This window comes from Marinobacterium weihaiense, assembly GCF_019061305.1.
GTDB lineage: Bacteria > Pseudomonadota > Gammaproteobacteria > Pseudomonadales > Balneatricaceae > Marinobacterium > Marinobacterium weihaiense.
Genome location: NZ_JAHQZT010000007.1, coordinates 143,405 through 169,465, shown reverse-complemented (window position 1 = coordinate 169,465; position 26,061 = coordinate 143,405). Strand labels below are relative to the sequence as shown.

24 protein-coding genes and 1 tRNA gene are annotated in these 26,061 nt (G+C 61.3%); 4 read left to right on the top strand and 21 right to left on the bottom strand.

The annotated features are described in order from the left end of the window. Window positions 1-1,049 precede the first annotated feature (1,049 nt). The 11 genes from KTN04_RS07565 to KTN04_RS07515 all read right to left on the bottom strand — a co-directional run bounded on the left by KTN04_RS07565 (window position 1,050) and on the right by KTN04_RS07515 (window position 10,095). Window positions 1,050-1,622: a hypothetical protein gene (locus tag KTN04_RS07565; protein WP_217334607.1), complete on the bottom strand. Its 573-nt coding sequence runs from the start codon at window positions 1,620-1,622 to the stop codon at window positions 1,050-1,052. A gap of 30 nt (window positions 1,623-1,652) precedes the next feature. Continuing rightward, a tRNA-Pro gene (locus KTN04_RS07560) sits at window positions 1,653-1,729 on the bottom strand. A gap of 127 nt (window positions 1,730-1,856) precedes the next feature. Beyond that, window positions 1,857-2,216 (bottom strand): MerR family transcriptional regulator, encoded by a 360-nt coding sequence (locus tag KTN04_RS07555; protein ID WP_217334606.1) that lies wholly within the window; start codon window positions 2,214-2,216, stop codon window positions 1,857-1,859. Next, complete coding sequence (gene ihfA / locus KTN04_RS07550; RefSeq protein WP_217334605.1) at window positions 2,188-2,499, bottom strand: integration host factor subunit alpha; 312 nt, start codon at window positions 2,497-2,499, stop codon at window positions 2,188-2,190. The genes KTN04_RS07555 and ihfA overlap by 29 nt, the downstream gene beginning before the upstream one ends. Window positions 2,500-2,519: 20 nt before the next feature. Beyond that, window positions 2,520-4,895 carry a phenylalanine--tRNA ligase subunit beta gene (gene pheT / locus KTN04_RS07545; protein ID WP_217334604.1) on the bottom strand — a complete coding sequence of 792 codons (2,376 nt, stop codon included), beginning with the start codon at window positions 4,893-4,895 and terminating at the stop codon, window positions 2,520-2,522. A 39-nt stretch (window positions 4,896-4,934) separates the two neighbouring features. Then, window positions 4,935-5,918: a phenylalanine--tRNA ligase subunit alpha gene (gene pheS / locus KTN04_RS07540; protein WP_217334603.1), complete on the bottom strand. Its 984-nt coding sequence runs from the start codon at window positions 5,916-5,918 to the stop codon at window positions 4,935-4,937. A gap of 126 nt (window positions 5,919-6,044) precedes the next feature. Next, a complete protein-coding gene (gene rplT, locus KTN04_RS07535; protein WP_181740365.1) occupies window positions 6,045-6,401 on the bottom strand; it encodes a 50S ribosomal protein L20 in 357 nt (118 codons plus the stop codon). Between the two features lie 44 nt (window positions 6,402-6,445). Then, window positions 6,446-6,640: a 50S ribosomal protein L35 gene (gene rpmI / locus KTN04_RS07530; RefSeq protein WP_091821403.1), complete on the bottom strand. Its 195-nt coding sequence runs from the start codon at window positions 6,638-6,640 to the stop codon at window positions 6,446-6,448. Between the two features lie 107 nt (window positions 6,641-6,747). Further along, window positions 6,748-7,239 carry a translation initiation factor IF-3 gene (infC, locus tag KTN04_RS07525; protein ID WP_456085648.1) on the bottom strand — a complete coding sequence of 164 codons (492 nt, stop codon included), beginning with the start codon at window positions 7,237-7,239 and terminating at the stop codon, window positions 6,748-6,750. A gap of 68 nt (window positions 7,240-7,307) precedes the next feature. Next, window positions 7,308-9,224 (bottom strand): threonine--tRNA ligase, encoded by a 1,917-nt coding sequence (gene thrS / locus KTN04_RS07520; RefSeq protein ID WP_217334602.1) that lies wholly within the window; start codon window positions 9,222-9,224, stop codon window positions 7,308-7,310. Window positions 9,225-9,405: 181 nt separating this feature from the next. Continuing rightward, entirely contained in the window at window positions 9,406-10,095 is a 690-nt protein-coding gene (locus KTN04_RS07515; protein WP_217334601.1) for a FadR/GntR family transcriptional regulator, read from the bottom strand. A 140-nt stretch (window positions 10,096-10,235) separates the two neighbouring features. Here KTN04_RS07515 and KTN04_RS07510 point away from each other — a divergent pair, with 140 nt between their 5' ends. The 3 genes from KTN04_RS07510 to KTN04_RS07500 are packed head-to-tail and all read left to right on the top strand — an operon-like array spanning window position 10,236 to window position 13,121. Further along, window positions 10,236-11,027, top strand: a complete 792-nt coding sequence (locus tag KTN04_RS07510) for a (Fe-S)-binding protein (RefSeq protein ID WP_217334600.1) — start codon at window positions 10,236-10,238, stop codon at window positions 11,025-11,027. 13 nt (window positions 11,028-11,040) lie between these two features. Continuing rightward, window positions 11,041-12,459, top strand: coding sequence for a LutB/LldF family L-lactate oxidation iron-sulfur protein (locus tag KTN04_RS07505; protein WP_217334599.1), 1,419 nt, complete (start codon window positions 11,041-11,043; stop codon window positions 12,457-12,459). Next, window positions 12,456-13,121 carry a LutC/YkgG family protein gene (locus KTN04_RS07500; RefSeq protein WP_217334598.1) on the top strand — a complete coding sequence of 222 codons (666 nt, stop codon included), beginning with the start codon at window positions 12,456-12,458 and terminating at the stop codon, window positions 13,119-13,121. The genes KTN04_RS07505 and KTN04_RS07500 overlap by 4 nt, the downstream gene beginning before the upstream one ends. A 5-nt stretch (window positions 13,122-13,126) precedes the next feature. On the opposite strand, the gene astB is transcribed toward KTN04_RS07500, so the two are convergent. From astB to KTN04_RS07480, 4 genes are read right to left on the bottom strand one after another with little or no spacing between them, the layout of a single operon-like run. Continuing rightward, complete coding sequence (astB, locus tag KTN04_RS07495; protein ID WP_217334597.1) at window positions 13,127-14,455, bottom strand: N-succinylarginine dihydrolase; 1,329 nt, start codon at window positions 14,453-14,455, stop codon at window positions 13,127-13,129. After that, complete coding sequence (gene astD, locus KTN04_RS07490; RefSeq protein ID WP_217334596.1) at window positions 14,445-15,938, bottom strand: succinylglutamate-semialdehyde dehydrogenase; 1,494 nt, start codon at window positions 15,936-15,938, stop codon at window positions 14,445-14,447. The genes astB and astD overlap by 11 nt, the downstream gene beginning before the upstream one ends. Continuing rightward, window positions 15,931-17,175, bottom strand: a complete 1,245-nt coding sequence (locus KTN04_RS07485; protein ID WP_254262432.1) for a hydrolase — start codon at window positions 17,173-17,175, stop codon at window positions 15,931-15,933. Before KTN04_RS07485 ends, astD begins: the two co-directional genes overlap by 8 nt. Window positions 17,176-17,200: 25 nt before the next feature. Continuing rightward, complete coding sequence (locus tag KTN04_RS07480; RefSeq protein ID WP_217334594.1) at window positions 17,201-18,427, bottom strand: aspartate aminotransferase family protein; 1,227 nt, start codon at window positions 18,425-18,427, stop codon at window positions 17,201-17,203. Between the two features lie 360 nt (window positions 18,428-18,787). On the opposite strand from KTN04_RS07480, the gene KTN04_RS07475 reads away from it, so the two are divergent. Then, the gene (locus KTN04_RS07475) at window positions 18,788-18,994 is read left to right on the top strand and encodes a hypothetical protein (RefSeq protein WP_217334593.1); all 207 of its coding nucleotides are present in this window, start codon (window positions 18,788-18,790) and stop codon (window positions 18,992-18,994) included. A gap of 20 nt (window positions 18,995-19,014) precedes the next feature. Here the strand turns inward: KTN04_RS07475 and KTN04_RS07470 are convergent, their stop codons facing one another. From KTN04_RS07470 to KTN04_RS07445, 6 genes are all read right to left on the bottom strand, one after another. Beyond that, window positions 19,015-19,545 carry a retropepsin-like aspartic protease family protein gene (locus KTN04_RS07470; protein WP_217334592.1) on the bottom strand — a complete coding sequence of 177 codons (531 nt, stop codon included), beginning with the start codon at window positions 19,543-19,545 and terminating at the stop codon, window positions 19,015-19,017. A gap of 65 nt (window positions 19,546-19,610) precedes the next feature. Next, window positions 19,611-21,962: a DNA polymerase II gene (locus KTN04_RS07465; RefSeq protein ID WP_217334591.1), complete on the bottom strand. Its 2,352-nt coding sequence runs from the start codon at window positions 21,960-21,962 to the stop codon at window positions 19,611-19,613. Between the two features lie 12 nt (window positions 21,963-21,974). Beyond that, window positions 21,975-22,967, bottom strand: a complete 993-nt coding sequence (gene mvaD / locus KTN04_RS07460) for a diphosphomevalonate decarboxylase (RefSeq protein WP_217334590.1) — start codon at window positions 22,965-22,967, stop codon at window positions 21,975-21,977. Then, window positions 22,954-23,895 carry a mevalonate kinase gene (mvk, locus tag KTN04_RS07455; RefSeq protein WP_328515971.1) on the bottom strand — a complete coding sequence of 314 codons (942 nt, stop codon included), beginning with the start codon at window positions 23,893-23,895 and terminating at the stop codon, window positions 22,954-22,956. The genes mvaD and mvk overlap by 14 nt, the downstream gene beginning before the upstream one ends. After that, the gene (locus KTN04_RS07450; RefSeq protein ID WP_217334589.1) at window positions 23,873-24,880 is read right to left on the bottom strand and encodes a mevalonate kinase family protein; all 1,008 of its coding nucleotides are present in this window, start codon (window positions 24,878-24,880) and stop codon (window positions 23,873-23,875) included. The genes mvk and KTN04_RS07450 overlap by 23 nt, the downstream gene beginning before the upstream one ends. Continuing rightward, complete coding sequence (locus KTN04_RS07445) at window positions 24,880-26,046, bottom strand: hydroxymethylglutaryl-CoA synthase (protein ID WP_217334588.1); 1,167 nt, start codon at window positions 26,044-26,046, stop codon at window positions 24,880-24,882. Before KTN04_RS07445 ends, KTN04_RS07450 begins: the two co-directional genes overlap by 1 nt. Window positions 26,047-26,061 lie beyond the last annotated feature (15 nt).

Here is a 26,061-nt window from a genome sequence, read left to right as displayed (position 1 = left end):
ATTACCTCAGATTGAGTAACCGATACCGGAATCCCGGCAACACTCCAGCCGACACACCAATCAACCCACCAGAGGCCAAGTATTCACGGGGCCGGGAGTGAAACAGCAACCCGCCAACCAACCCGCCAGCAACACACCTGCTGTCCGGCCACCACTACTGATTATCCAGCAGTGCCTTTTCCCCCAATGGGGTAAAAGCCCGGAACCAACTCCCTCACCGCAGGAAGTTAAACTGATGCCGCAGGACTACCGGCCCGTTCGCTCAAGCTGAGGAACCGAACAGAACGCCGCAACATCCCCCAATGGGGGAAGTTACCAGAAGGCCACCAGAGCGCCGATCTGTTGCGGGTATGCTGGCACGAAATGAGCGCACAGGACGAACCAGGCCAGTGCTGGCGCTGGATACGGTGAAATACCGTCTTCAGAGACTCTACCGGCAAGGGGGTAGCGAAACGCGACACCCCTGAATCAGATCACTCAAGCACCCGTCGCAGAACACGACGGCAGATAACAGGGTGAACGAATTGGGCACCCTACTGACCAGCGGCATTACCAGATCAGAATCTGGCCGGGTGTTAACTGCTGAATGAGGAGTAGCGCCAGCACATTGAGAGTAATTGCCCCAGCTGCCCCAGTGCCCATAATCAGGTGGGGCACAATGGACAGCGCCGGGAGGTCAGTATTTACGGGACTTGTAGAGCTACTGCCCCACTGCCCCAGCTGCCCCACTACAAAACAGTAATGGGTAAAGTACGCAGAGAGGTACGCAGCAAATCGGCATGTATCCAGGGGCGCACCGGCATGGTTAACAGTCGAAGTTAACACCGGAGTTAACACCTCCATGCGCACGGATGGAAACACCGTTTCCTTTGAAGGAAACACCCTCAAGCGCACGAGCGGCCCGGTATCCACTAATCTGGTATCCAGACGGGTATCCATGGAAACAAGGGCATGGCGCAACACCGTTGCACTCGAACGCAACAGGGCATGGCCACGGCGGGATACGATACCGTGTCAGTGCTTGTGCCGAGCTGCCTTCACAGCTCTATCTACTCTGCCAACTGAAGAGCCAGCACCGACAATAGCCGATCTGCCAGCAATGCCTTCTCATGCCACAGCAATTCAAGCTGCCTGCTAATTTCATGGCCGGGACCATTACAGGGCTGGAGCTGTTCAGTAAGCTGCTTATGTTGCCGGTCCAGCTCAATCCAGCGAGCCAGATCAGCCTTCCCCTCAACACTTAGACTTGCTGGCGCAAGGTCCGCACTGGATGCCGCCATAGTGATACCTCCCTGTTGGCACTTGTTAGTGCCGAGCTGCTGCCTGTTATCGTTTGTAATGGTGCCTACATGCCAAGGTTGTCCAACAGGCTGCTGGACAATTGCCCCATGTTCATTGCGCAGACAGTCACTGGTGTTTGACTGCGCGAAGCTGCCGTTATGGGGTAACTCCTGCTTGGTGATGAGTATAGATCGAGAGTATTTCAGACAGCACGACATGTCACCGGCAACCAGGCCCAGGCATTGAGAAGTAGATGCGGGATAGTTCAGCAAGCAAGTTGCAAACGGCAACCGAGTGGCAACCAGAACGGTCACAGCTGCCAGAAACGAAAAAATCGCCAAGCGGCGATTCTTCTAACTACTTGTTTTAAATGGTCGGGACGGCAGGATTTGAACCTGCGACCCCCTGCACCCCATGCAGGTGCGCTACCAGACTGCGCTACGCCCCGACGATGAGAGCTGAAAGATCAGCTCTGAAGAGGATGCAAATATTACCCCAACGTTTTGATAAATGGAAGCTTTTTCGAAACCTTTTTGAAAACGCTGGCCCCTGTGTGACTTAACACAGGTAAACCGCTAGCATGACCGCAGCAATGCCTGAATCTCTTCCAGCTCGCTGATAGTCTGACGCAGCAACTGGCGATAACGGGCGGCATCGTCGCCAGCCGTATCACCGGCAAGCCACTGGCGTGCACCGGCAATGGTGTAACCCTGCTCATGCAGCAGACTGCGGATCTGACGCAACAGCAGCAGATCTTGATGTTGATAGTAACGTCGATTGCTGCGCTTAACCGGCTGAATCTGATCGAACTCCTGCTCCCAGTATCTCAGTACATGGGGTTTGAGCTGACAAAGCTCAGCGGCTTCACCAATGGTGAAATAACGCTTGGAAGGGATAGTGCCCAGTTCAGACGTTGTCTGGCTGGTTTCCGGCATGAATCTCCACACGCTCTTTGAGTTTCTGCCCCGGGCGGAAGGTCACCACCCGGCGGGCAGAAATGGGGACCTCCTCGCCGGTTTTGGGGTTTCGACCCGGGCGTTCACGCTTGTCGCGCAGGTCGAAATTACCGAAACCGGAGAGTTTCACTTGCTCGTTGTGCGCCAGGCTGGCTCGGATCTCATCAAAGAAGGAATCCACCATATCCTTGGCTTCACGCTTGTTCAGGCCCACCTCATCGTAGAGGCGCTCGGCCATATCGGCTTTGGTCAACGAGCTCATGTTGGTCACCCCGTTTATGATTACTCTCGCAGCATCGCACCACAGCGCTCGCGGAGTGCAGAAACAACGGCACTGACGGCACTGTTGATTTCATCTTCATTAAGAGTGCGCGATGGGTGCTGCCAGGTCAAGCCCAGTGCCAGACTTTTTCGTCCCGGTTCAATACCTTGGCCCTGATAGACGTCAAACAGGGTGACCTGTTTGAGGAACTCGCCCGCCTCGGCTTCCACTACCTGACGAATCGCTTCGAAAGACGTTGCCTGATCCGCCACCACCGCCAGATCACGACGCGACTCAGGGAACTTGGACAGTGAACTGAAACGCGGCAGCTTGCCGCCGGTGACCGCATCCTGATTCACTTCAAACAGATAGACCGGTCCGTTCAGATCCAGCTGCTTGACCAGTGACGGGTGCAGCGCACCGATGTAACCGACGGTTTCGCCGTTGCGCTCGATACGTGCGGTCTGGCCCGGGTGCAGCGCCACATGGCGATCGGCGACAAAGCTGAATTGATCGGCGCAGCCGCCCAGTGCCAGCAGGGATTCCAGGTCACCCTTGGCATCGAAGAAGTCCAGCTTGTCCTTACCGGCGGTCCAGCCTTCGGCATCACGGTTGCCGGCCAGAATGCCGGCAATCACGTTTTCCTGTACCAGCTCGTCGTCCTTGGGCAGGAAGCGCTGACCAGTCTCGAACAGGCGCACACGGCTCTGCTGACGATGCTGGTTATACTGCAGGGCTTTCGTTAGGCCCGGCCACAGGGTGGTGCGCATCACTGCCATCTCGGCAGAGATCGGGTTGGCCAGGGCGATCGCCTCGTGCTGATCATCGAACGATTTCTGCAGCTCGGCTTCGATAAAGCTGTAGGTAATCGCTTCCTGATAGCCACGAGCCACCAGATGACGGCGCAGGGACTGCAGCGTCTGGCGTGCTTCGGCGATGGGCGGGATCGGCAGCTTGGCGGTCGGCGTGTGGACCGGCAGGTTGTTGTAGCCGTACACGCGGGCGATCTCTTCGATCAGATCCACTTCGATGCTGATATCAAAACGGTAGCTCGGTACGGTGACCTTCCAGCCATCCTCGATCTTGTCCAGCTGCATGCCCAGACGGGTCAGGATCTCTTCGATCTCGGCCGCCGGGATCTCCAGCGCCAGTACGGCAGTGACTTTGGCGTGACGCAGGTGAACCTGCTCAACGGCCGGCAGTTCGGCTTCGTTTACCGCCTCAATCACCGGGCCGGGCTCGCCGCCAACGATGTCCAGCAATAGTGCAGTGGCGCGCTCGATCGCCTTGCGCTGCAGCTGCCAGTCAACACCACGCTCGAAGCGGTGCGAAGAATCGGTGTGAAGACCATAGCTGCGCGCACGACCAGCGATCGCCAGCGGTGCAAAGAAGGCGCTTTCCAGGAAGATATCACGGGTCTGGTCGGTCACCGACGTCGGTTCACCGCCCATGATGCCGGCCATGGCTACGGGGCCCTTGGCATCGGCGATCACCAGCGTATCAGCGTTGAGTTCGACTTCCTGGCCATCGAGCAGGCTCAGTTTCTCGCCCTCTTCTGCCAGACGCACCTTGATGCCGCTGTCGAGCTTTTTCAGGTCGAAGGCATGCATCGGCTGACCCAGCTCCAGCAGCACATAGTTGGTCACATCGACCACCGGATCGATGCTGCGCACACCGGAACGGCGCAGTTTTTCCTGCATCCACAGCGGCGTGGCGACACCCGGGTTGATGTTGCGGATCACGCGGCCCAGGTAACGCGGGCAGGCATGACCATCAACCAGTTCCACCTCGAAGCGGTCATCGATCACCGGCGCCACGGCCGGCGCTTCGACTTCCGTCACCGCCGCCTTGTTCAGCACACCCACTTCACGGGCCATGCCGGCGATGCTCAGACAGTCGCCACGGTTCGGTGTCAGGTCGACATCGATGATCTTGTCGTTCAGGTTGAGGTATTCACGGATATCCGAGCCCACCGGCGCATCGGCCGCCAGCTCCATGATGCCACCGTGATCCTCGGACAGGCCCAGTTCGTCTTCGGCACAGAGCATGCCGAAAGACTCGACCTGACGCAGTTTGGCTTTCTTGATCTTGAAGTTGCCCGGCAACACCGCACCCACACGGGCAAAGGCCGTTTTCAGACCGGCACGGGCATTGGGCGCACCGCACACCACCTGTACCGTCTGTTCGCCGTCGCTGACCTTACAGACCTGCAGTTTGTCGGCGTTGGGGTGCTGTTCGGCGGTCAGGATCTCGCCCACGACCACACCGGTAAAATCACCGGCAACACCTTCGACACCATCCACTTCAAGGCCGGACAGACTCAGCTGATCCGCCAGTTCCTGAGTTCCGATCTGCGGCTGGACCAGCTCGCGCAACCACTGTTCACTGAATTTCATGCTGCTTTCCTGAAAAATCTGTTTGTGTGCGTTGTCGTCTTACTTGAACTGGCCGAGGAAGCGCAGATCGTTCTCAAAAAACAGACGCAGATCGTCCACGCCGTAGCGGAGCATCGCCAGACGCTCAACGCCCATGCCAAACGCAAAACCGGTGTATTCCTCCGGGTCGATACCGGAGTACTCGAAGACTTTCGGGTGCACCATGCCACAGCCCAGTACCTCCAGCCATTTGCCATCGCCACGGTCGATATCGACCTCGATGGAGGGCTCGGTGAACGGGAAGTAGGACGGGCGGAAACGGACTTTCACGTCTTCCTCGAAGAACTCGCGCAGGAACTGTTCCAGCGTGCCCTTGAGGTCGGCGAAGGTGATGTTGCGATCGACCAGCAGACCTTCCACCTGATGGAACATCGGCGAGTGGGTCTGGTCGTAGTCGCAGCGGTACACGCGACCCGGACAGATGATACGGATCGGCGGTTCCTGAGACTCCATGGTACGTACCTGCACCGGCGAGGTGTGGGTACGCAGCAAGCGGTGGGCATCGAAGTAGAAGGTATCATGCATCGCCCGCGCCGGATGGTGAGCCGGAATGTTCAGCGCTTCGAAGTTATGATAGTCGTCTTCAATCTCGGGACCTTCAGCAACGCTGTAGCCGATGCTGCCGAAAAAGGCTTCGATACGTTCCAGGGTCCGGGTGACAGGATGTAGGCCACCGACCGACTGACCGCGGCCCGGCAGACTCACGTCCACGGTTTCCGCTGCCAGCTTAGCTTCCAGCGCGGCCGTTTCCAGTGCCTTGCGGCGCGCAGTGATATCCGCCTGCAGCGCTTCCTTGGCTTCGTTGATGCGGGCACCCGCTGCAGGACGCTCCTCGGCGGACAGCTTGCCCAGACCTTTCAGCAGCGAGGTCAATTCGCCTTTTTTACCCAGATACTGCACTCGGATCTCATCCAGTGCCGCCAGTGTCTCGCTTTCAGCAACCGCCTGCTTGCCTTGTGCCAACAGGGTCTCAAGATTTTCCATTTCCGGCTCCAAACAAAAACAGGGGAAGAGCTTGCACCCTTCCCCTGTTTGATTCGATCATGTGTGGGCGACAAGGTCCGTACAATTGTAACGGGGCATGTCGTCCATCCCTACCAATCGGTGGGGTTACGCCAGTGCAGCTTTAGCCTTTTCGACAACCGCAGCAAAGGCAGCCTGCTCGTATACAGCCAGGTCAGCCAGAACTTTACGGTCGATTTCGATCTGAGCTTTTTTCAGGCCGGCGATGAAGCGACTGTAGGACAGACCGTTGATGCGTGCGGCAGCATTGATACGTGCAATCCACAGAGCGCGGAACTGACGCTTACGCTGACGGCGGTCACGGTATGCATACTGACCAGCTTTGATGACGGCCTGTTTGGCTACTCGGAACACACGGCTGCGAGCACCGTAGTAACCTTTAGCCTGTTTCAGAATCTTCTTGTGACGGGCGCGAGCCTGTACACCACGTTTTACGCGAGGCATAGCATTTCCTTCTTAATAAAAACTAAATAATGACCGAGAGAGATTTACAGATACGGCAGCATGCGCTTAACCAGAGCCTGGTCAGCAGCATGAACCTGCAGCATCGGGCGCAGCTGACGCTTACGCTTGGTGCTTTTCTTGGTCAGAATGTGGCTTTTGAAGGCCTGCTTGTGCTTGACGCCATTAGCAGTTTTCTTGAAACGCTTTGCCGCACCGCGGACAGTTTTAATCTTAGGCATTAACTTTCTCCACGCATTCGTTTGTTAATGAGCCAACCTCTGACAAATAACAAAACCCGGCACACAGCTCACGTTGTGAGCGGTACCGGGTTTGTGCAGTCGGGTGACTATTTCTTTTTCGGGGCTAGCACCATGACCATTTGACGACCTTCCATTTTCGGACGCTGTTCAACAGTACAGATTTCAACCAGATCCTTTTCGATCCGCTGCATCAACTGCATGCCCAGCTCCTGGTGAGCCATCTCACGGCCACGGAAGCGCAAGGTAACCTTGCCCTTATCCCCGGCTTCAAGGAAACGTATCAGGTTGCGCAGTTTTACCTGATAATCCCCTTCTTCCGTACCCGGACGGAATTTCACTTCTTTGACCTGCATCTGAGACTGCTTTTTCTTCGCCTCATTTGCTTTCTTCTTCAGCTCGTACTGATGCTTACCATAGTCCATGATCTTGCAGACAATGGGATCAGAATCCGAGATCTGAACCAGGTCAAGTTCGGCTTCCTGAGCGTGCTCAAGAGCTTCTGAAATCGAAACAACACCGATCTGGTTACCATCCGCACCAATCAAGCGGCACTCGGAAGCACGAATATTTTCATTGATCGGCGGCAGTGGCGCACGGCCACCACGTCTGTTATCACGCCTGATAGCTTTATCTCCTGACGATTTTATTATGCCTGGCGGCCCTTGCGCGTCACTTCTTGAACCAGCTGATCCACCAGCGCGTCGGCCGACATCGTACCCAAGTCTTCACCGGAGCGCGTACGCACTGCAACGGATTTTGACTCGACCTCTTTATCACCTACCACAAGCAGGTAGGGAACTTTCTGCAGAGTACGTTCACGGATTTTAAAGCCGATTTTCTCGTTTCTCAAGTCCGCAGTGGCTCGCAGACCCGCTTTTTCGAGTTTTTCTGCCAGTTCGCGACAGTAATCGGCCTGATTGTCGGTGATATTCATCACGACCGCCTGCAGCGGCGACAGCCATACCGGCAACGCACCCGCGTAGTGCTCGATCAGAATACCGATGAAGCGCTCGAATGAGCCCAGAATCGCACGGTGCAGCATCACCGGCGTCTCACGCTCGCCATGCTCGTTGACAAACTGGGCGCCTAGGCGGCCCGGCATCGAAAAGTCTACCTGAATGGTACCGCACTGCCAGACACGGTCCAGGCAGTCACGCAGCGAGAATTCGATTTTCGGGCCGTAGAAAGCCCCTTCGCCCGGCAGTTCTTCCCAATCCAGGCCGGCTGTATTCAACGCATCGGCCAAGGCCTTTTCCGCCTTGTCCCAGCTCTCGTCGGAACCAACACGCTCTTCCGGACGAGTGGACAGCTTGTAAATGATGTCGGTGAAGCCGAAATCGGCGTAGACTTCGTGCAGAAAATCGATGAACGCGGCCACTTCTGTCTGAATGGAGTCCTCGGCGCAGAAGATATGTGCGTCATCCTGCACAAAACCACGCACACGCATGATGCCGTGCAGGGAACCGGACGGCTCGTTGCGGTGACAGGAACCGAATTCAGCCAGGCGCAGCGGCAGGTCACGATAGGAACGCAGGCCCTGGTTGAACACCTGTACGTGGCACGGGCAGTTCATCGGCTTGATGGCAAAGTCTCGGCTCTCGGAGTGTGTAGTAAACATCTGCTCCTGGAACTTGCCCCAGTGGCCGGATTTTTCCCACAGGGTACGCTCCACCACCTGCGGCGTCTTGATCTCCTGGTAGCCGTGCTGACGCTGCTTGGTGCGCATGTACTGTTCGATCTGCTGGTACAGGGTCCAGCCGTTCGGGTGCCAAAACACCATGCCCGGCGCTTCTTCCTGCATATGAAACAGGTTCAGCTGCTTGCCCAGCTTGCGATGATCACGTTTCTCGGCTTCTTCCAGGCGATGCAGGTGCGCCTTGAGCGCCTTCTTATCACCCCAGGCAGTGCCGTAGATACGCTGCAGCATCTCGTTCTTGGAGTCACCACGCCAGTAGGCACCGGCCACGCTCATCAGTTTGAACGCCTTGATATGACCAGTCGATGGCACGTGCGGGCCACGGCAAAGGTCGATGAACTCGCCCTGCTGATAGAACGACAGCGGCTCTTCGCCCGGAATGGAGTCAATAATCTCGACCTTGTATTTCTCGCCCATGCCTTCGAACAGCTTGATCGCGTCCGCACGCTCCATGATGGAACGGGACACCGGCAAGTTTTCCTTGGCCAGCTGGTTCATGCGCGCTTCGATCTTTTCCAGATCTTCCGGCGTGAACGCACGCTCGTAGGCGAAATCGTAGTAGAAGCCGTCATTGATGACCGGACCGATGGTCACCTGGGCACCCGGGAACAGCTCCTGTACGGCCATCGCCATCAGGTGAGCACAGGAGTGACGGATCACTTCCAGGCCGTCTTCATCACGCGCCGTGACGATTGCCAGATCCACGTCCTCTTCGATCAGGTAGCTGGTATCGACCAGTTCGCCGTTGACCTTGCCGGCCAGCGCCGCCTTGGCCAGACCGGTGCCGATATCGGCCGCCACATCGTGAACGGTAACGGGGTGATTGAAGGTGCGTGTGCTCGCATCCGGAAGTGTAATGACAGGCATGGAAAATTCCTTGATTGTCAGACGTGGCCCCTACGACAGGTCACGTCTCTTGAATAGGGTTACGGAGCTCGAGGCATCGACACATACCAGGCGTCGGCCGGCTCAGTGCAGGATTATACCCACCGGCATGTGAAAGCGCGATGGCAGGGCTTCATTTTATCCGCCGGCAGAGGGCATAACGCTACCGGCACTGACGCAGCAGGTCACGGGTGTAGAGGATATGTGCCTGAGCCTGTTCACGGGCCCGCTCGGCGTCTCGCGCCTGCAGCGCCCGATGAATGGCGCCATGCTGCTGAGCAATGCCGTCAGGATAGCGCCCCAGGCGGCCCAGCGTGCGCGACAGCACGCTGTAAATGGCGTTGAAATAGCGGTTGTAGAACAGCTCGCTGAAGGCACTGACCAGCAGATGATGGCTGGACTGGGCGATCAGCATGTGAAACTGCAGGTCCGCCTTAGCTTTTTCCAGTGTCCCCTCGCCCTGACCACCGCTCGCTGACGCACGTGCACACATGCGCCGATATTCCCGATCAAGCCGCCCCAGCTCCTCATCACTGGCACGCCGGGCGGCAAACCAGGCCGCGGCGCCTTCCAATGCAGCTCGGGCTTCCAGCACCTGCAGCTGGAACTCCACATCATCCTCTCGCCCGGCCAACGGCAGCTGCAAATGCGGCGCCAGCAGGTTGCAGCAGCGGCTGCGCCCGCCCTGGCGGGTCTCTATGGCACCGGTGGCCCTCAGGCCGGCCAGCGCCTCGCGCACGGCGCCACGGGAAGCACCGTAGCGCGCCATCAGTTCACGTTCGGACGGCACCGTCTGACCAGGCAGCCAGTCCCCGTCCAGCAGGCAGCGCTCCAGTTCATGTTGCAGCTTCATCGGTACGCCTCCCGCCCGACAACACTTGGTAAGACCAGTTGACAGTATAGCATTCACGCCTGCGCCCTCATCACCTATCTTGATAGTCACGACCGTCAGACAAGACGCCCACAGGATCATAATCAGAGGTTGCCGAGACCATGTCCGACACCCAGACTGCACCGATCAAGGTCGGCCTTTTCGTTACCTGCCTGGCCGACATGTTCAGGCCCGAAGTGGCCTTTGCCACCGTCAAGCTGCTGGAACAGGCCGGCTGCGATGTTGAAGTGCCTGCCGCCCAGACCTGCTGCGGCCAGCCCGCCTTCAACTCCGGCGACAACCACAACAGCCGCCGTATCGCACGCCAGACCATCGAGGCTTTTGAAGGCTATCAATATGTTGTGGGCCCGTCGGGCTCCTGTATCGGCATGCTGCACCATTACCCGGAGCTGTTCGATGACCGCGATCCCTGGAAACAGCGCGCCGAGCACCTCAAGGCCCGCGCGTTCGAGATCACCTCGTTTCTGGTCGATGAGCTGGGCTTCAACGCCATTGAAAGCCGTTTCACGGGCACCATCACCTATCACGACTCCTGCTCCGGCCTGCGTGAGCTGGGCATCAAGCAGCAGCCCCGCCAACTCTTGGCAGAAGTGGCCGGCGCAGACCTGCGCGAAATGCAGGAAGCCGAGACCTGCTGCGGTTTTGGCGGCACCTTTTGCGTCAAGTATGCCGACATCTCCAACCGCATGGTGAGCAACAAGACCGGCTTTGCTGCCGACAGCGATGCCGACACCCTGGTGGGGGGCGATCTGGGCTGCCTGCTCAACATGGCCGGCAAGCTCAAGCGTGAAGGTCGCGACATCCAGGTGCGCCATGTAGTCGAGCTACTGGCCGACATGACGGATACCCCGGCGATCGGCGAGGCCGATTACGACCTTGGCCAGCCACTCTGAACGGAGCACACCCATGGATATCAAAAGCCCCGAATTCAAGCAAAGTGCCCGTATCGCCCTGCAGGATGCCAACCTGCAGAAAGCGCTGGGCAACCTCAAGGCCGGCTTTCCCGGCAAGCGCGCCTCGGCCGTCGCCCGCATGCCGGAGTTCGATGCACTGCGTGATCAGGCCCGCGATCTGAAAAACCATATCCTCGAACACCTGGACCTGTATCTGGAGGCGTTCGAGGCCCGCGTGGTCGAAAACGGCGGCCAGGTACACTGGTGCCGTACCTCGGAGGATGCCCGCCAGACCATCCTGCAGATCTGCCGTGAGCAGAACGCCAAGACCGTCACCAAGGGCAAATCCATGGTGACCGAGGAGATCAACCTCAACGAGTACCTGGAAGAACACGGCGTTCAACCGGTGGAAACCGACCTGGGCGAATATATTCTGCAGCTGCGCGGTGATCACCCAAGCCATATCATTGCGCCGGCGATCCACCTCAACCTGGAAGATGTCTCCGAAGCCTTCCACGAGCACCACCACCGTCCCAAATCCGATGATCCGGCGGTACTGATGGCCGAGGCGCGCGAGATGCTACGCAAGCAGTTCGCGGCCGCCGACGTGGGTATCACCGGCGCCAACTTCCTGGTGGCCGAAACCGGCTCCACCCTCATCGCCACCAACGAGGGCAACGGCGATCTAACCCAGATTCTGCCAAAAACTCATATCGTGGTGTCCTCGATCGAAAAGGTTGTCCCCACGCTGGAAGACATGAGCCTGTTCCTGCGCCTGCTGGCACGTTCCGCCACCGGCCAGGAGTTTACCGTCTACAACACCCTGTCTTCCGGCAACCGCCGGCCGGATGATCAGGATGGCCCGGAAAATTTCCATGTCGTACTGGTCGATAACGGCCGCAGCGACATGGTCGGCACCGAGTTTCAAGAGATGCTGCGCTGCATCCGCTGTTCGGCCTGCATGAATCACTGCCCGGTCTATGGTGCCGTGGGCGGCCACAGCTACGGCTGGGTCTACCCCGGCCCCATGGGCTCAGTACTGACGCCGCAGATGATCGGCATCGAAAAGGCTGCCCTGCTGCCCAACGCGTCTACCTTCTGCGGTAAGTGCGAAGAGGTCTGCCCGGTGCGCATCCCGCTGCCGAAGCTGATGCGCCACTGGCGCGAGAAGGAGTTTGAAAAGCATCTGAGCCCGAAAGCGGTGCGCTGGGGCCTGGGCGGCTGGGCTTTTTTTGCCACTCGACCCGGGCTTTATCGATGGGCTTCCGCCGGCGCCTCAAGGTTCATGCGGCTGCTTGGCGGTCGCAAGGGCAAGATCCGCAAACTGCCGCTGGCTGGCGGCTGGACCGATCACCGTGACATGCCCACGCCAACCGGCAAAACGTTTATGCAACAGTGGAATGAACGCCAGCAACAGGAGAAACAGCGATGAGCCGCGCCGACATTTTTGCCAATATCCGTCGCGGTCTACGCCGCAGCGAGGCGACCGAGGCCCAGCGGGAAACCGTGCGTCAGCGGCTGCAGCAGCGCCCTCGCAACATCATACCGTCGCGTAGCCAGCATGAGCATGACGCCCTGGTGGAACTGTTCGTGCGCATGGCCCGGGAGGCCGCGGCTGAAGTGGTCGAACTCGACAGTCTGGAACAGCTACCCTGCGCCGTGGCCGACAACCTGGAGCAGAAACAGCAACATGAACTGGTGCTGGCCAGCGATTCGGCGCTGACCGAGCTGGGCTGGGCTGCCGTACACGAGCGCGTGGAGTGCCATCAGCGCGTGGCGCAGGTCGGTGATCAGGCCAGCCTGACCCTGGCCTTTGCCGGCATCGCGGAGACCGGCACGCTGATGTTGTTCTCCCGACCAGACAGTCCGACCACACTGAATTTCCTGCCGGATACCCACTTGGTGGTATTGAGCAAGCAGGCGATCGTCGGCCCCTACGAGGACACCTGGGACCGGCTGCGCGAAGCCTCGCCCGGTCGACTGCCGCGTACCGTCAACATGATCACCGGCCCGTCGCGCAGCGCCGATATCGAACAGAAACTGCAGATGGGCGCCCATGGCCCTCGTCAGCTGGTCATCTTCCTGATCCCCTGACTGCCTCAGCCGCGCTGGAAGGCGTAAACGCCCTCCAGCGCCAATATCCGGCTCAATTCCTCCAGCGCACTGCGCACTTCGTGCAGCAGACCGGGGTCGGCCAGATCAGCGGGCAGCAAGCGGTCACGGTAATGTCGTTCGACCCACGCCACCAGCTGCCGATACAGCCGTTCGGTCAGGCGCACCCCCTGGTGCATGGCATGCAGCTCAGTATCGGTCAGCACCATCCGCAACCGCAGACAGGCGGGGCCGCCGCCATTATCCATGCTCTGGCGCAGATCCATCACGTCCAGCTGATCGATACCCCCCTCCTCCTTGAGCGATTGCAAATACGCCCAGACGCCCGCATCCCGGCGACATTCATCCGGCACCAGCAGCAGCGCCTGTCCTCCCGGCAGGCTCAGCAGCTGGCTGTTGAACAGATAGGTGTTGACCGCGGCTTCGACGCTGACCACGGCCTGCTCAACCTCGATCAACTGCAGCTGCCCCTGCAGCGCCTGATTGAGTGCGTCATGGACGCGCCGGGGCTCGACAAAGGCGTGCTCATGGCAGAACAGCCGTTCACGGTTAGCCACCGCAATGACATCGTTATGGAACACGCCCTGATCAATCACATCGGGATGCTGCTGCGCCAGCACCACCCGCTCCGGTCGCAAGCCGTGCTGACGCGCCACCGCCAAGGATGCCTGCCAATGCTGGCGTGCCGGATAGCGGTGCGGACGGGGCCCGTGCGCCTCGCGCGGATCGCCGTGCACGAACAGCGCCACACCCGGGTCAGCGTAGTGGCTGCACAAGCGGCTGTGGTTAGCTGCCCCTTCGTCGCCGAAGGGCACGGCGGCCGGCAGGGCCGGGTGGTGGCAAAAGTGGTCCGGGTGATGAAAAATGCGCTGCAACATGGCGGCGGTATCCGCCGTTTCCAGCGAGCGGTGAAACTGGCTGATCAGGTTGGCCGGCGTCAGATGAACACGCCCGTCCGGCGTATCGGCCGAGGGGCTCACCGTTGCCGCATTGGCCGCCCACATGCTGGACGCCGAATAGCAGGCCTGCAGCAGTGCCGGAGCCTGTGCGGCCGCCGCCGCGATAACATCCGCATCACGGCCGGCAAACCCGAGGCGGCGCAGCGTTGCCAGATCCGGCCGCGCCAGGGGCGGCAACACGGCCTGCTCCAATCCCAGCACCATCAGGCGTTTCATTTTGGCCAATCCCTGTAACGCGGCCGCTCTGGGGTTGGACGGCTTGGCGGCATGGCGGCCGGACGCCAGATTGCCAACGGCCAGCCCACCGTAGAAATGCGTCGGCCCGACCAGGCCATCGAGGTTCAGTTCATGCGCCATCCCGATCTCCCCTTGCCATCTGTTCCAGCCCCGGCGCCAGTCGCTCGGGCAGCTGCAGGGTATCCAGCTCCAGCCCTGCCACCGGATAGGCACAATAGTCCGCCGCGTACCAGGCACTGGGGCGGTGATTGCCGCTGGCTCCCACCCCTCCGAACGGCGCCTCGCTGGAGGCACCGGTCAGGGCACGGTTCCAGTTGACAATGCCGGCGCGGATGCGGGCATGAAAGTGGACAAATCGCTCCCGGTCATCGCTCAACAGCCCCGCGGCCAGGCCGAAGCGGGTTGCATTGGCCAGAGTGATTGCGGCCTCGAAATCGGCGTAACGCTGCACCTGCAGCAGCGGCCCGAAGTACTCCTCATCGGGCAGGGCATCGATTCGGCTGACATCCAGCAGCCCCGGTGACAGCAACGCCGCACTCTCGGGCCGGACCTGCGCCTTCAGTAAGGGCATCGCGCCCTGTTCGATCAGACGCTGTTGGGCCTGCACAATGCCGCTGGCGGCTTCGGCCGATACCAGACAGCCCATGAACGGCTGCGGCTCGTCAAGCGCCAGCCCAATGCGAATGGCACGGACCGCGTCAGTCAGCCGATGCAGAAAGCGATCGCCCCAGTCGCCATGAGGTACCAACAGGCGCCGGGCACAGGTGCAGCGCTGCCCGGCACTGAGATAGGCTGACTGAATCACTTCGTGGATCGCGGCCAGCGGATCATCCACCCGGTCCAGAATGAGCGGATTGTTGCCACCCATTTCCAGCGCCAGTATTTTCTCCGGCTGGCCGGCAAACTGGCGATGCAGCTGCTGCCCTACCGCGGCGCTGCCGGTAAACAGCAGCCCGTCAAGGTCGGGGTGCTGCGCCAACACCTCGCCGGTGGCGCGTCCGCCCTGCAACAGGCTCAACACGCCCGGTGGCAATCCGGCCTGCTGCCAGAGCCTTACCATGGCTTCGGCCACGGCAGGGGTCAGTTCACTGGGCTTGAACACTACCACGTTGCCGGCCAGCAACGCGGGCACGATATGCCCGTTGGGCAGATGGCCGGGGAAGTTGTAGGGCCCGAACACGGCCAGCACCCCATGCGGCTTGTGCCTCAACCAGGCCTGCCCGCCGGGGATATCACGGGCACGCTCGCCGGCACGCTCCGCCTGGGCACGCACGGAAAGCGCCACCTTGGCCAGCATCGCCGCCACTTCCGTGCGCGACTCCCACAAGGGCTTGCCGGTTTCACGGGCAATAAGGTGTGCCATAGCCTCCTGCTCGGCCGCCAGCCGCTGCGCAAAGGCCTGTACGTGACGCAGGCGCGTTGCCTGCGGGGTCAACGCCCACTCCCCGGCCGCTGCCCGAGCCGCGGATACGGCGGCCGCCACCTGCTCGGCGTCGGCGCTCGCGCCTTCCCAGATCCGCGCACCACTGCCGGGATCCAGCGACACCAGCGCAGCGCCATGCCCCGGCTGCCAGACATTGTTGATCCACAGGGATTCAATCATGCTCACCTCCCGTCTGCATCAGGTCCGGCCAGCACCCCGGATCGGCCGCCAGCTGCATCAACAGTGCTGCACTGAGCCGCGCCCGAGGCACCAGGCTGTCAACGCAGAGATATTCATCAATCGAATGAATGGCGCCGCCCTGCACGCCCAAAGTATCGATGTTCGGCACGCCCGCAGACGCCAGATTGTTGCCGTCACAGCAGCCTCCGGTCGAATGCCAGCTCAGCGCCAGGCCCTCGGACTCGCCACAGCGGCGCAGCAGTTCAAACAATGCCCGGTTGGCGCGACTCAGCCGCTTGGGCTTGCGACCAAAGCCACCATGCAGCGTCAGTGCCAGCCCGTCGCGCCGGTTGATCTCATCGCTCAGGTGCTGCAGCTGCTGCAGGCACCAGTGCTCGTCCTCCGGCCGTTCAATGCGAATATTAAAACGCGCCATGGCACGATCCGGAACAGTATTGACAGCCCCGCCGCCATGAATGAAACCGGGGTTGAGGGTCACGCCGTCACGCTGGCCATTGAGCCGGTCCAGTGCCGCGATATAGTCACAGAGTCCGCGAATGGCGTTGCGCCCCAGGTGATGTTCGCGCCCGGCATGGGCGGCCCGGCCGTCGACAACCACACTGAAGTTGCCGCTGCCCTTGCGGGCCCCGGCCAGGCTGCCGTCGGGCATGCAGGGCTCGTAGATCAAGCCCAGGTCCACGCGCCGGGCAGCATCGGCAATCAGGGGAGCCGATGCGGGTGAGCCGATCTCTTCATCGGGATTGAGCAGCACCTCCCAGCCCAGAGCGCCGGCCCAGGGACTGCGTTCCAGCGCCATCAGCGCATGGATCATGACGACCAGACCGCCCTTGAGGTCGGTCACGCCGGGTCCGTTGAGGCGATTGTCATCCAGCCAGCGCACCCGCTGAAAAGGATGGTCGGCGGCATAGACGGTATCGAGATGACCGCCCAGGTAAATCTGGAACGGAGCCCCGGGGTGCTTGCGCAGGCGAATAGCATGTCCCAGCGGGCAGGATTCGAGCTCGCCGCTGTCGGTGATACGGGTGAACGGCGCCACCGGAAGGCGCTCGACCTGCGCCTGCAGCGGCTGACAGAGCGTGACCAGTGCGTCGCCCGTGGCGTCAACACCGGTCACGTTCAGGCTGCCCGAGTTGATCTCGGCCAGCCGGATGGTGGCCTCCAGCATGGCGGACCGGCGATCGTTCAACCAGTCCAGCCAGGGCTGGAATGCGTGCATGTCCATATCCCCTCCCGGGGTCGGATCAGCTCTCCGGCCCCTCTTCCAGTACCTGCTCGATCGCCCGCTCCAGCGCCGCCATGGCGGTATCGATCTGGGCGTCAGTAATGATCAGCGGCGGCGCAAAACGCAGCACGTCCGGACCGGCCACCAGGATCAATACGCCCTGCTCGCGGGCCGCAGCCAGGAAGCGTCCAGACTGCCCCTTCCAGGCGTCGATCAACTCGGCCCCAAGCAGCAGTCCCTTGCCACGCACCTCGGCAAACAGGCCATGGCGCTCATTGATCGCCTGCAGTGCCGCCACCAGCCGTTCATGCTTGCGACCAACATCGGCCAGCAGCTGAGGACGGTTGACCTCATCCAGTACCGCCTCGGCCACCGCGCAGCCCAAAGGGTTGCCGCCATAGGTGGTGCCGTGGGTGCCCACGCTGAAGCTTTGGGCAATGGCGTCTGTTGTCAGCATAGCACCAATGGGGAAACCGCCACCGAGGCCCTTGGCACTGGTCAGGATGTCCGGAATCACATCGGTATCCATGTAGGCATAGAGCGAGCCTGTACGGCCGACACCGGTCTGCACCTCATCGAAGATCAGCAAGGCGTTGTGGCGATCACAGAGTTCACGCAGCCCCCGCAAGAAGGCGGGATCGGCCGGAATCACGCCCCCTTCGCCCTGCACCGGCTCGACCACGATGGCACAGGTGCGCTCGGACACCAGCGCTTCCACCGCGGCCAGATCGTTGAACGGCGCGTGCGCAATGCCGCCCGGCACCGGCTCGAAACCCTGACAGTACTTGGGCTGACCACCTACGGTGACGGTAAACAGGGTCCGGCCGTGGAAGGACTGCACAAAGGAGATGATTTCGGATTTTTCCGCACCGAAATGGTCATGGGCGTACTTGCGCGCCAATTTGAAGGCAGCCTCGTTGGCCTCGGCACCGGAGTTGCAGAAGAACACGCGATCGGCAAAGGTGGCCTGGGTCAGCTTCTGCGCCAGACGCAGGGCCGGCTCGTTGGTGAACACGTTGCTCAGGTGCCAGACTCGATCGGCCTGTTCCTTGAGCGCCTTCAGCAGCGCCGGGTGCGAGTGTCCCAGAGCCGTTACCGCAATGCCGGCGGTCAGGTCCAGGTACTCTCGACCTTCCTGATCCCACAGGCGGCAGTCTTCGCCGCGCACCGGCACCATCTGCTGAGGGTTGTAGTTGGGCACCATGACATCGTCAAACAGTGCGCGCGTGACTGTTGTACTGCTCATTGCTTCTGTCCTCTGCCGACCCCGAGGCCGGATGTGTAGAGCGGTATCTGTTTCAGGCCCGAATGCACCATCTTTGTGCACTCAAGGCGTAGCCAATACCGCAGGTATCCATGTAAGGGCGCTGCTCTACGCACCATACCTGAATTGCAGGCACCCTGACGTTAAATATCAACAATGCACCAAATGCGTGCATTAGACTAATGTTTGCACTATTAATGCGCAGCAAGCGCGCCAAATTTCTTGCGATACACCGGGTTTGCGGCTACCTTTAGCGCCACAACACGAGCCCGGCGCCCAACGGCCTGAACCGCTGCGTTCATGCCCGCGCCTCTGCACTTACAGACAACCAACGGGACCCCCATGACCGCACATCAGAACTTTGCCCAGGCCGACCATTGCTTCACCATCAAACAGGTAGACGACAACAGCTGGTGGGTGCTCCGCTCGGATCTTCCCCGTCATGGTCGCCGCAGCATTCTGCCCCGTGTGGTATTCTTCGGCACCAGTGAAGAACAGGTCAAGTCCTGGCTCGACAGCCGCTCAGAGCCCTTCTTCCTGCAGCAGTAATTCTTCCGACGTGAGTACACTCAGCGTGACGGTATCCGCAGTGTCAGCTCGCCGTCACGCTGCTGCAGCTCCAGGTGCTGCATGAAGCTCATGCCCAGCAGAACCGTTTCTTCCGGCATGAACGGGTTGATGCTCGCGGCCACATCGCGCAGTTCGATGCCGCCCAGTTTCACGCTGTCCAGCCGGGTGGCATAGACACTGATCATGCCGTTGGCCGTCAGCGTGCGCTGCTCGGCGCCCCGCCTTAGACCCAGCCGATCCGCCAGGCTTTCCGGCACGCTCACCCGCGTCGCCCCGGTATCCAGCAGAAAGGTCACCGGCTCGCCATTGATGCGCCCCGGCGCCACATAGTGGCCGGCTCGATTACGGGCCAGCACCACTTCGCCGCTGCCGCTATCCGTCAGGTTAAGGTGCCGGTTGGGGTTGCGCTGCTCGCCCACGAAATCGTTGAAATAGAACGTCAACAGCGCCAGCAGCACAATCCAGGTCATGTAGTGCATGCCCCTGGCCAGTCCGCGACGGGTTGAGTCCGGGTCCTGTTCTGCTGCCATCTTGTCCTGCCTCGTCAATTGTCTGCTCTTGTCCATGAGACCTGCCGCCCCCCGTTTTGCTCCCGTCAAAACAGATCGATTTGCGGTGCCACCAGCCGGGCAAAGGATTCGCCCACGAACGGGAGGATGCTGTCGGCCACCGGCAGCAGCTGCCGGTCGACATAATGCTGGTAATCGATCGGCGAGCGCAACTGCTCAGCCGGTTCAGGTCCGTTTACCGTCATTACGTAGGCCACGCTGTCGCCCACGCGATAGGCGGGCGGCAGCCCCTGACGGCGGCGATTATCCTCCAGCTGCTGGGCTGCCCGCACATGCGGCGGGCGGTTGCGCACGTAGTCCGCCAGGGGCTGGCGAATGCGACGCCGGTACACCAGATCGGCATCACAGTCACCGGCAAACACGGCCGCCACCTGCGCCTGTAACAGGGTACGCCAGGGGCGGTCGTGAAAGATCAATTCATACAACTGGTGCTGGAAGCGGCGTGCCAGCGGGGTCCAGTCGGTGCGCACCGTCTCCATGCCACGGAACACCAGCGCCTCGCCTCCCTCGGCCTGGCGTTTGAGGCCGGCATAGCGTTTTTTGCTGCCCTTCTCCGAGTGGCGCATGCGCGGCATCAGAAAGCGACTGTAGTGTGCTTCGTACTGCAGCTCCAGCGCACTGTCGATATCAAAGCGCATGCGCAGCTGATCATGCCACCATTGGTTGAGTTCGGCGGCCAGGCGTTCACCATGGGCATCCGTGTCCTGATCCGGCCAGTCATCACCCAGCCAGACGAAAACGGAATCGGTATCACCGTAGATTACGGTATGGCCATACGTGGCTTCGATATGTTCAGCGGTCTGCTGCAGGATCTGATGGCCGCGCAGGGTAATGGAGCCGGACAGGCGCTGGTCGAAGAAACGGCACACCCGCGAGCCCAGCACGCCGTAACAGGCATTCATCTGGATCTTGATCGCCTGTGACAGGGCCGAGTTGCCCGCGTGCTTGGCACCATCGCGCGCACGCCAGAGCCGCTCGATGATGCCGGGCAGCAGCGCATGACGGCGATCGAAAATGGCGTGATGAAACCCCGGCACCAGCGCCTCAGGCGGCGCATCGCCCCGGGTGCCCATGGCCAGCCCCAGGGGGTCGATCTGAAAGCTGCGGATGATGCTCGGGTACAGGCTCTTGAAATCCAGCACCAGCACATGGCGATAGAGCCCCGGGCGCGAGTCCATGACAAAACCGCCCGGCACTTCCAGATCCCCCTGCCCGGAGGCATATTCCGGCGCCACGAAACCGGCCCGGTGCAGGCGCGGCAAATACAGGTTGTCGAACGCCTGTGACGAACCGCCGACCTTGTCCAGCGCCAGACCGGTCAAGCGTGCCCGCGCCAACAGATAGGGCACTAGCTCGGCCTTGGCGAAGATTTCGGTGACCAGGCGACAGTCCTCAAGGTTGTAGCGCGCCAGCGCCTCGGGCGCTTCACGGTACAGGCGCTGGATCTCCTCGCCACGGTCGTCCGGGTCATGAATCAGCTTGCCACGCCCCAGCAATTCACGGGCCACGAATTCCAGGCTGTAGCGTTCGAACTGCCAGGTCGCTCCCTTGAGGGTATCGATGCCATCCAGCACCACCCGGCCATTGAGTCGGGCAAACCAGCGCCCGGTCTGGGACTGCTCCACCCGCAGCGGTTGATCATCGCGGCCCAGGCACAGGCGCACCCCTCGGGCGCGGGCACGCTGTACCAGCACACGCAAGTCAAAGCCGATAACGTTCCAGCCGATCAGAATGTCCGGGTCCATGCGCCGCACCTGCTCGACCAGAGCCCCCAACAGTGCAGCCTCGTCGGCACAGGGCAGAATGCCCGGGGCCGGCGGAATATCGCCGTTGAACAGCACCACCTCCTGGTCACCGCACTGCAGGGCAATGGACAGAATGCGATCGGCCCTGAGCGTGGTCTCGATATCCAGTGACAGCAAGCGAAGATCGGGGACAAAGGGGTCCCGGGTCAACGCCAGCTGCCCGTTCCGATGGACCACCCGGGCCCCGGCAAAGATGCCCCGTTCGATCAGGTAGCGATCAACCGGGCGGATATCCTCTTCCATGAGCGCAACGCCCGCCTGCTGCAGGCGGTTCAGCGCCTCATGCCAGTCAGCCAGATTATCGGCATAGAGCCCACATACCGGCTCATGGGACAGGGTGTTGAGCGCCAACGGGCGCAGGGAGCAGCCGCGCAGTCCCTGCAGCACTGAGGCGGCCCGCTCATGGTCGGCAGCGCGCACAAAGGCCACTGCCGATTCGCCCTCAATGAGGACCTCTTCGGCACCACCGGCGGTACGCAGCCAGTAGCTGAGCTGCAGGCGGCCGTCATGATCGCGCTGGCGGCGGGTCAGCGGCAGGCCGACCCGGGCCAGCCCGTCATCAGGTATCGACATCCGGGGCCGCCGTCAGGGACCGAAGGGCTCGACGGTTTCCAGGCCGGGGAAATGCTTGAGCAGCGCATCACGATCTTCACGCTGGAACAGCAGTTTGAGGTTGGGGCCGGCGTCCATGGTGAAATACACCGGCATGCCCTCGGCCCGAAGCTGCCAGACCTTCTGCATGGCCGCAACCGACTCCGGCTGCCAGTACAGCAGGGGCGGCCAGGAGGCGATCATGGTGGCATGCATCGACAGGGCATTCTGCTCCGCCGTCTGCCCCAGCAGCTCAAAATCACGCGCTTCGATTGCCTGCTGCAGCTTGCTCAGGTCAGCTGCCGCCTGCAGCGGCCAGCTCTGATAGAGGTGTGCCGTCTCGACGGTGCGCTGCATGCCGGAACGGGAGTCGGTCGCCTTTTCCGCGGCATCAATCTCAACCAGGCCGATGCAGAAGCCGGGCCAGGTCCGGGCCAGCGGAATCCCGTGACTGTCCATGCCGTCTTCACGCAGCCCCATGTTCCACTGCACGAAACCGGTGAACAGCGAGCGGCAGGCGCTGCCGCTGCCCATCCGTGCCAGGATCGAAAGCTGTTCGGGCGGCAGATCCAGCGCCAGCGCATCATTCAATGCCAGCGTCAGGGCCGCGAAACCGGATGCCGAAGAGGCAAGGCCGGCCGCGGTCGGGATGTTGTTGCGGGTCTCGACGCGAAAATACAAATCCTGGTCGCGCCGGAACAGGTCAATAAAGGCACTGACCTTCTGGCTAAACCGCGCGCCCGGCTGCAACTGCTGGCCATTGAGCCAGACCTCGTCCCTCTGCCCGTCCACCGGAATCAGACGGGTATGGCTGCCCAGATAATCCAGGGATACCGACAGCGAGGCGTTGATCGGCAGGTTGAGTTCGCGGTCACGCTTGCCCCAGTATTTGCACAGGGCAATGTTGCTGGGGGCAAACTGCTCGGCCGATGCCGAGGCCTTGACCACCCGGGGTACCAGCCGGTCCAGCACGTCAGTTCGTTTCATAGCGGATCTCCACGCCGGTTGCAGATACGGATACGGGAATGCACTCCCAGGGCTGCTCAGGACTCACCTGGCCCAGCACCAGCACGCAATCTCCCAGGCCCGAGCCGGATATCTTGGCCCCGCGCACGCCCGGTTCGGCCCGCAGACGGTAGACCATGTTGGCGAGCGTGGCGTCGCAGACCCCCAGTGCATCCATCAGCCCCTGATAGAGGTTCATCAGTTCGCCCAGCGTGTTCCAGTTCTGCTCCTGTACCGCTTGCTCGGCCGCGCGACTGGTCTGCCCCATCAGGCGATACAGACCACTGTAGAGTGCCGGCTGCCGCGCCGCCTTGGCCTCCACCAGCGCCAGCACATCGGGAGTTTTCATCTTATAACCACTGTAGTACAACGCGATCGGCGGCAGGCCAGACAGGGGACGTACCTGTGCGGGTGACAGCTCGTATCCGATCACGCCGCCATAGATGCTGGCGGCCAGATCCGTGCCCGAGCCGCGCCCGTTCTGTACCTGGTGCACCGCCGCCAGCGCGGTGGCAAACAGCGCCTCGGGTTCGGTGTCCTGCCCGGTGTGCGCCGCCAGGGCAGCCGTCGTTGCCGCAGTCACGGCAGCCGACGAGCCCAGCCCGACGGTATGCGAAAAACCGGAGTGAATGCTCAGCTCGATACCGGTCTGCAGGTGGGCGCGATAGCGTTCGATCACCGCCAGCACAAAGGCCAGCGCGGGCATCGGCGTCAGCTCATCCAGCGATCCCCGGTACTGCCCCAATGCACTGTCGATATGCACCTGACGGTCCTGACGCGGGCGCAGGCTGACGGTCAGACGGACGTCCAGCGCGCAGGCCAGGGCCGGTTCGCCAAACAGCACGGCATGCTCGCCCATCAGCATGGTACTGCCGGGGGCACTGACCTCAATCTTCGAGTATGCGGACACCTTGAGGATCCTCCTTCAATACGCCCCAGTGCCAGTCCGGCTGCAGGGGCAGCTGCGCCGGGGTCATGCCCTCCGGCAGCAGCAACAACATGAGTCCACCCTGATCACCGGATACGGCGCCGGCGCCACAGACCTTGGCGGCTCCGCCCCGCTGCTCGACCTGTTCCGCCAGTCGCTGCAGCGGTGCCGGCACCACGCCAATACGGGTCAGCAGGCGGTGGTTGTGCCGTACCGACTCAAGCAGGCTGTCACCGGCCAGCAACGCCGCTTCCAGCGCAGCCGTGGTGGCGGCAAATTCATCCCAGATGGCGGCACCGGCAAAGTTGCGCCGCACCTGATCAACACAGGCCCCGGTACTGCAGGCCGGAGTGCCGGTAAACAGCCAAAAGTACCCTGCGCCCAGCCCCGACGCCGGCAGTGTCAGGCGTTCGACCCGTTCGCCCTGCACCCGCACCAGCCCGCCGGAGCACACAGCGGCGGCATCGATGATGCTGCCACGCCCGTGTTGCAGGCGCTCGCAATGGCGGACCTGGCGAATGAGTTCGTCGAGACGATCGAAGTGCCCGAACAGCTTGAGCAGCGCGGCGATCAGCGCCGCCGAGGAGCCCATGCCGGCACCGATGGGAATATCGGAATCGATGCGCAGGCTGCCCCGCGGGTGGATATCCAGCCCGGACAGCACACGCGCCATGTCGACGGCATAGAAGGCCAGTTCGGCCGGTTTCTGCAGGATGCGGGTGATCGGCAGCTCGCCGCGCAGGTAACGTTCAAAGTGACTGTCGAGGCGACGGCGCAGGCTGGCCAGCTTGTCCAGACCCAGCACATGCGTCCGTTCCTGGGCATGCCAGCTCAGCCGCGGCAGCTGATCCGGCCGGTAGTGGATCCGCATGTGCCGATCCACCGCCAGCGCCAGCGCCGGGGCGCCGTAAACGACCGCGTGTTCACCGCTGAGGATGATTTTCCCCGGCGCGCAGGCGGTGGGCATCAGCGTGGAATGTATTCGCGTTTGTGATGATAGATGCCGGCAAGACGGAAACGGCCGGTCGTGCCTTCCGCAAAACCGTGCTCGCCACCATCGGTAGGCACCTGATGACGGTACAGCTGAAGGTATTCATCGTGGCTGATCTCGCGACGCGCCGCCAGCATGTCACGGTGACGCTGCAGGTGCAGGGCATCACGATAGCCAGGCACGACCGTGCCGCAGAAGAACTCGCCCACGCAGCCGGAACCGTAACTGAAGAAACCGATACGCTGACCGCTCAGGTCCTCTGTGGTGTTTTCAAGTAGCGAGGTCAGACCGATGTACATGGAGGCGGTATAGCTGTTGCCGATCATGCGGTTGTAGATCAGGGTATCGCAGATCTGCGCTTCCTGTTCTTCCGCTGACAGGCCCGCCTTGTTGTGACGCACCAGCTGCTGATGGGCCTTCTGCGCCATGCGGCTGAACGGCAGGTGGTAGCAGAAGCGGCTGAAATCGCCGAAGGCATGACCGCTGATATCGGCATAGTTGTCCCAGGCCTTCTTCAGCGCCTTGAGGTAGATCTTGGTGGAATACTTGCCATCGACCAGCGCGGTCGAGCGATAGTTGGGACGCCAGAAGTCCATCACATCTTCGGTGTAGTTGCCGACCTCGGGGGCAATGCTCACCAAACGCGGATTGGCGCTCACCAGCATCGCCACGGCACCACAGCCCTGAGTGGCTTCACCCGGAGTATCCAGATCATAGCGCGCGATATCGGATGCGATGACCAGCACCTTGCGCTCCGGCTGCCGCGCCACCAGCGCACAGGCCATCTGCAGGGCAGCCGTGGCGCTGTAACAGGCCTGTTTCATCTCCACCACGCGACAGTTGGGGTTCAGTCCCAGCAGGCGGTGTACATAAATACCGGCTGCCTTGGACTGGTCGATGCCGGTCTCGGTGGCAAACATCAGCGTGCCGACGGCATCGGTCCCCACCCGCTCGATCAGTGGCAGAGCCGCATTGGCGGCCATGGTGACGATGTCTTCGTCGGGCGCGGCCATGCCCATCTGCTCTTGGCCGATACCGGTGTAATACTTCTCGGGATCCGTGCCCTGAACCTCTGCCAGCGTCTTCAGATCGAGATAGTAGTTGGAGGTGTAAAAGCTGATTTCGTCAATACCAACGGACATACTAGACCAGGGTCC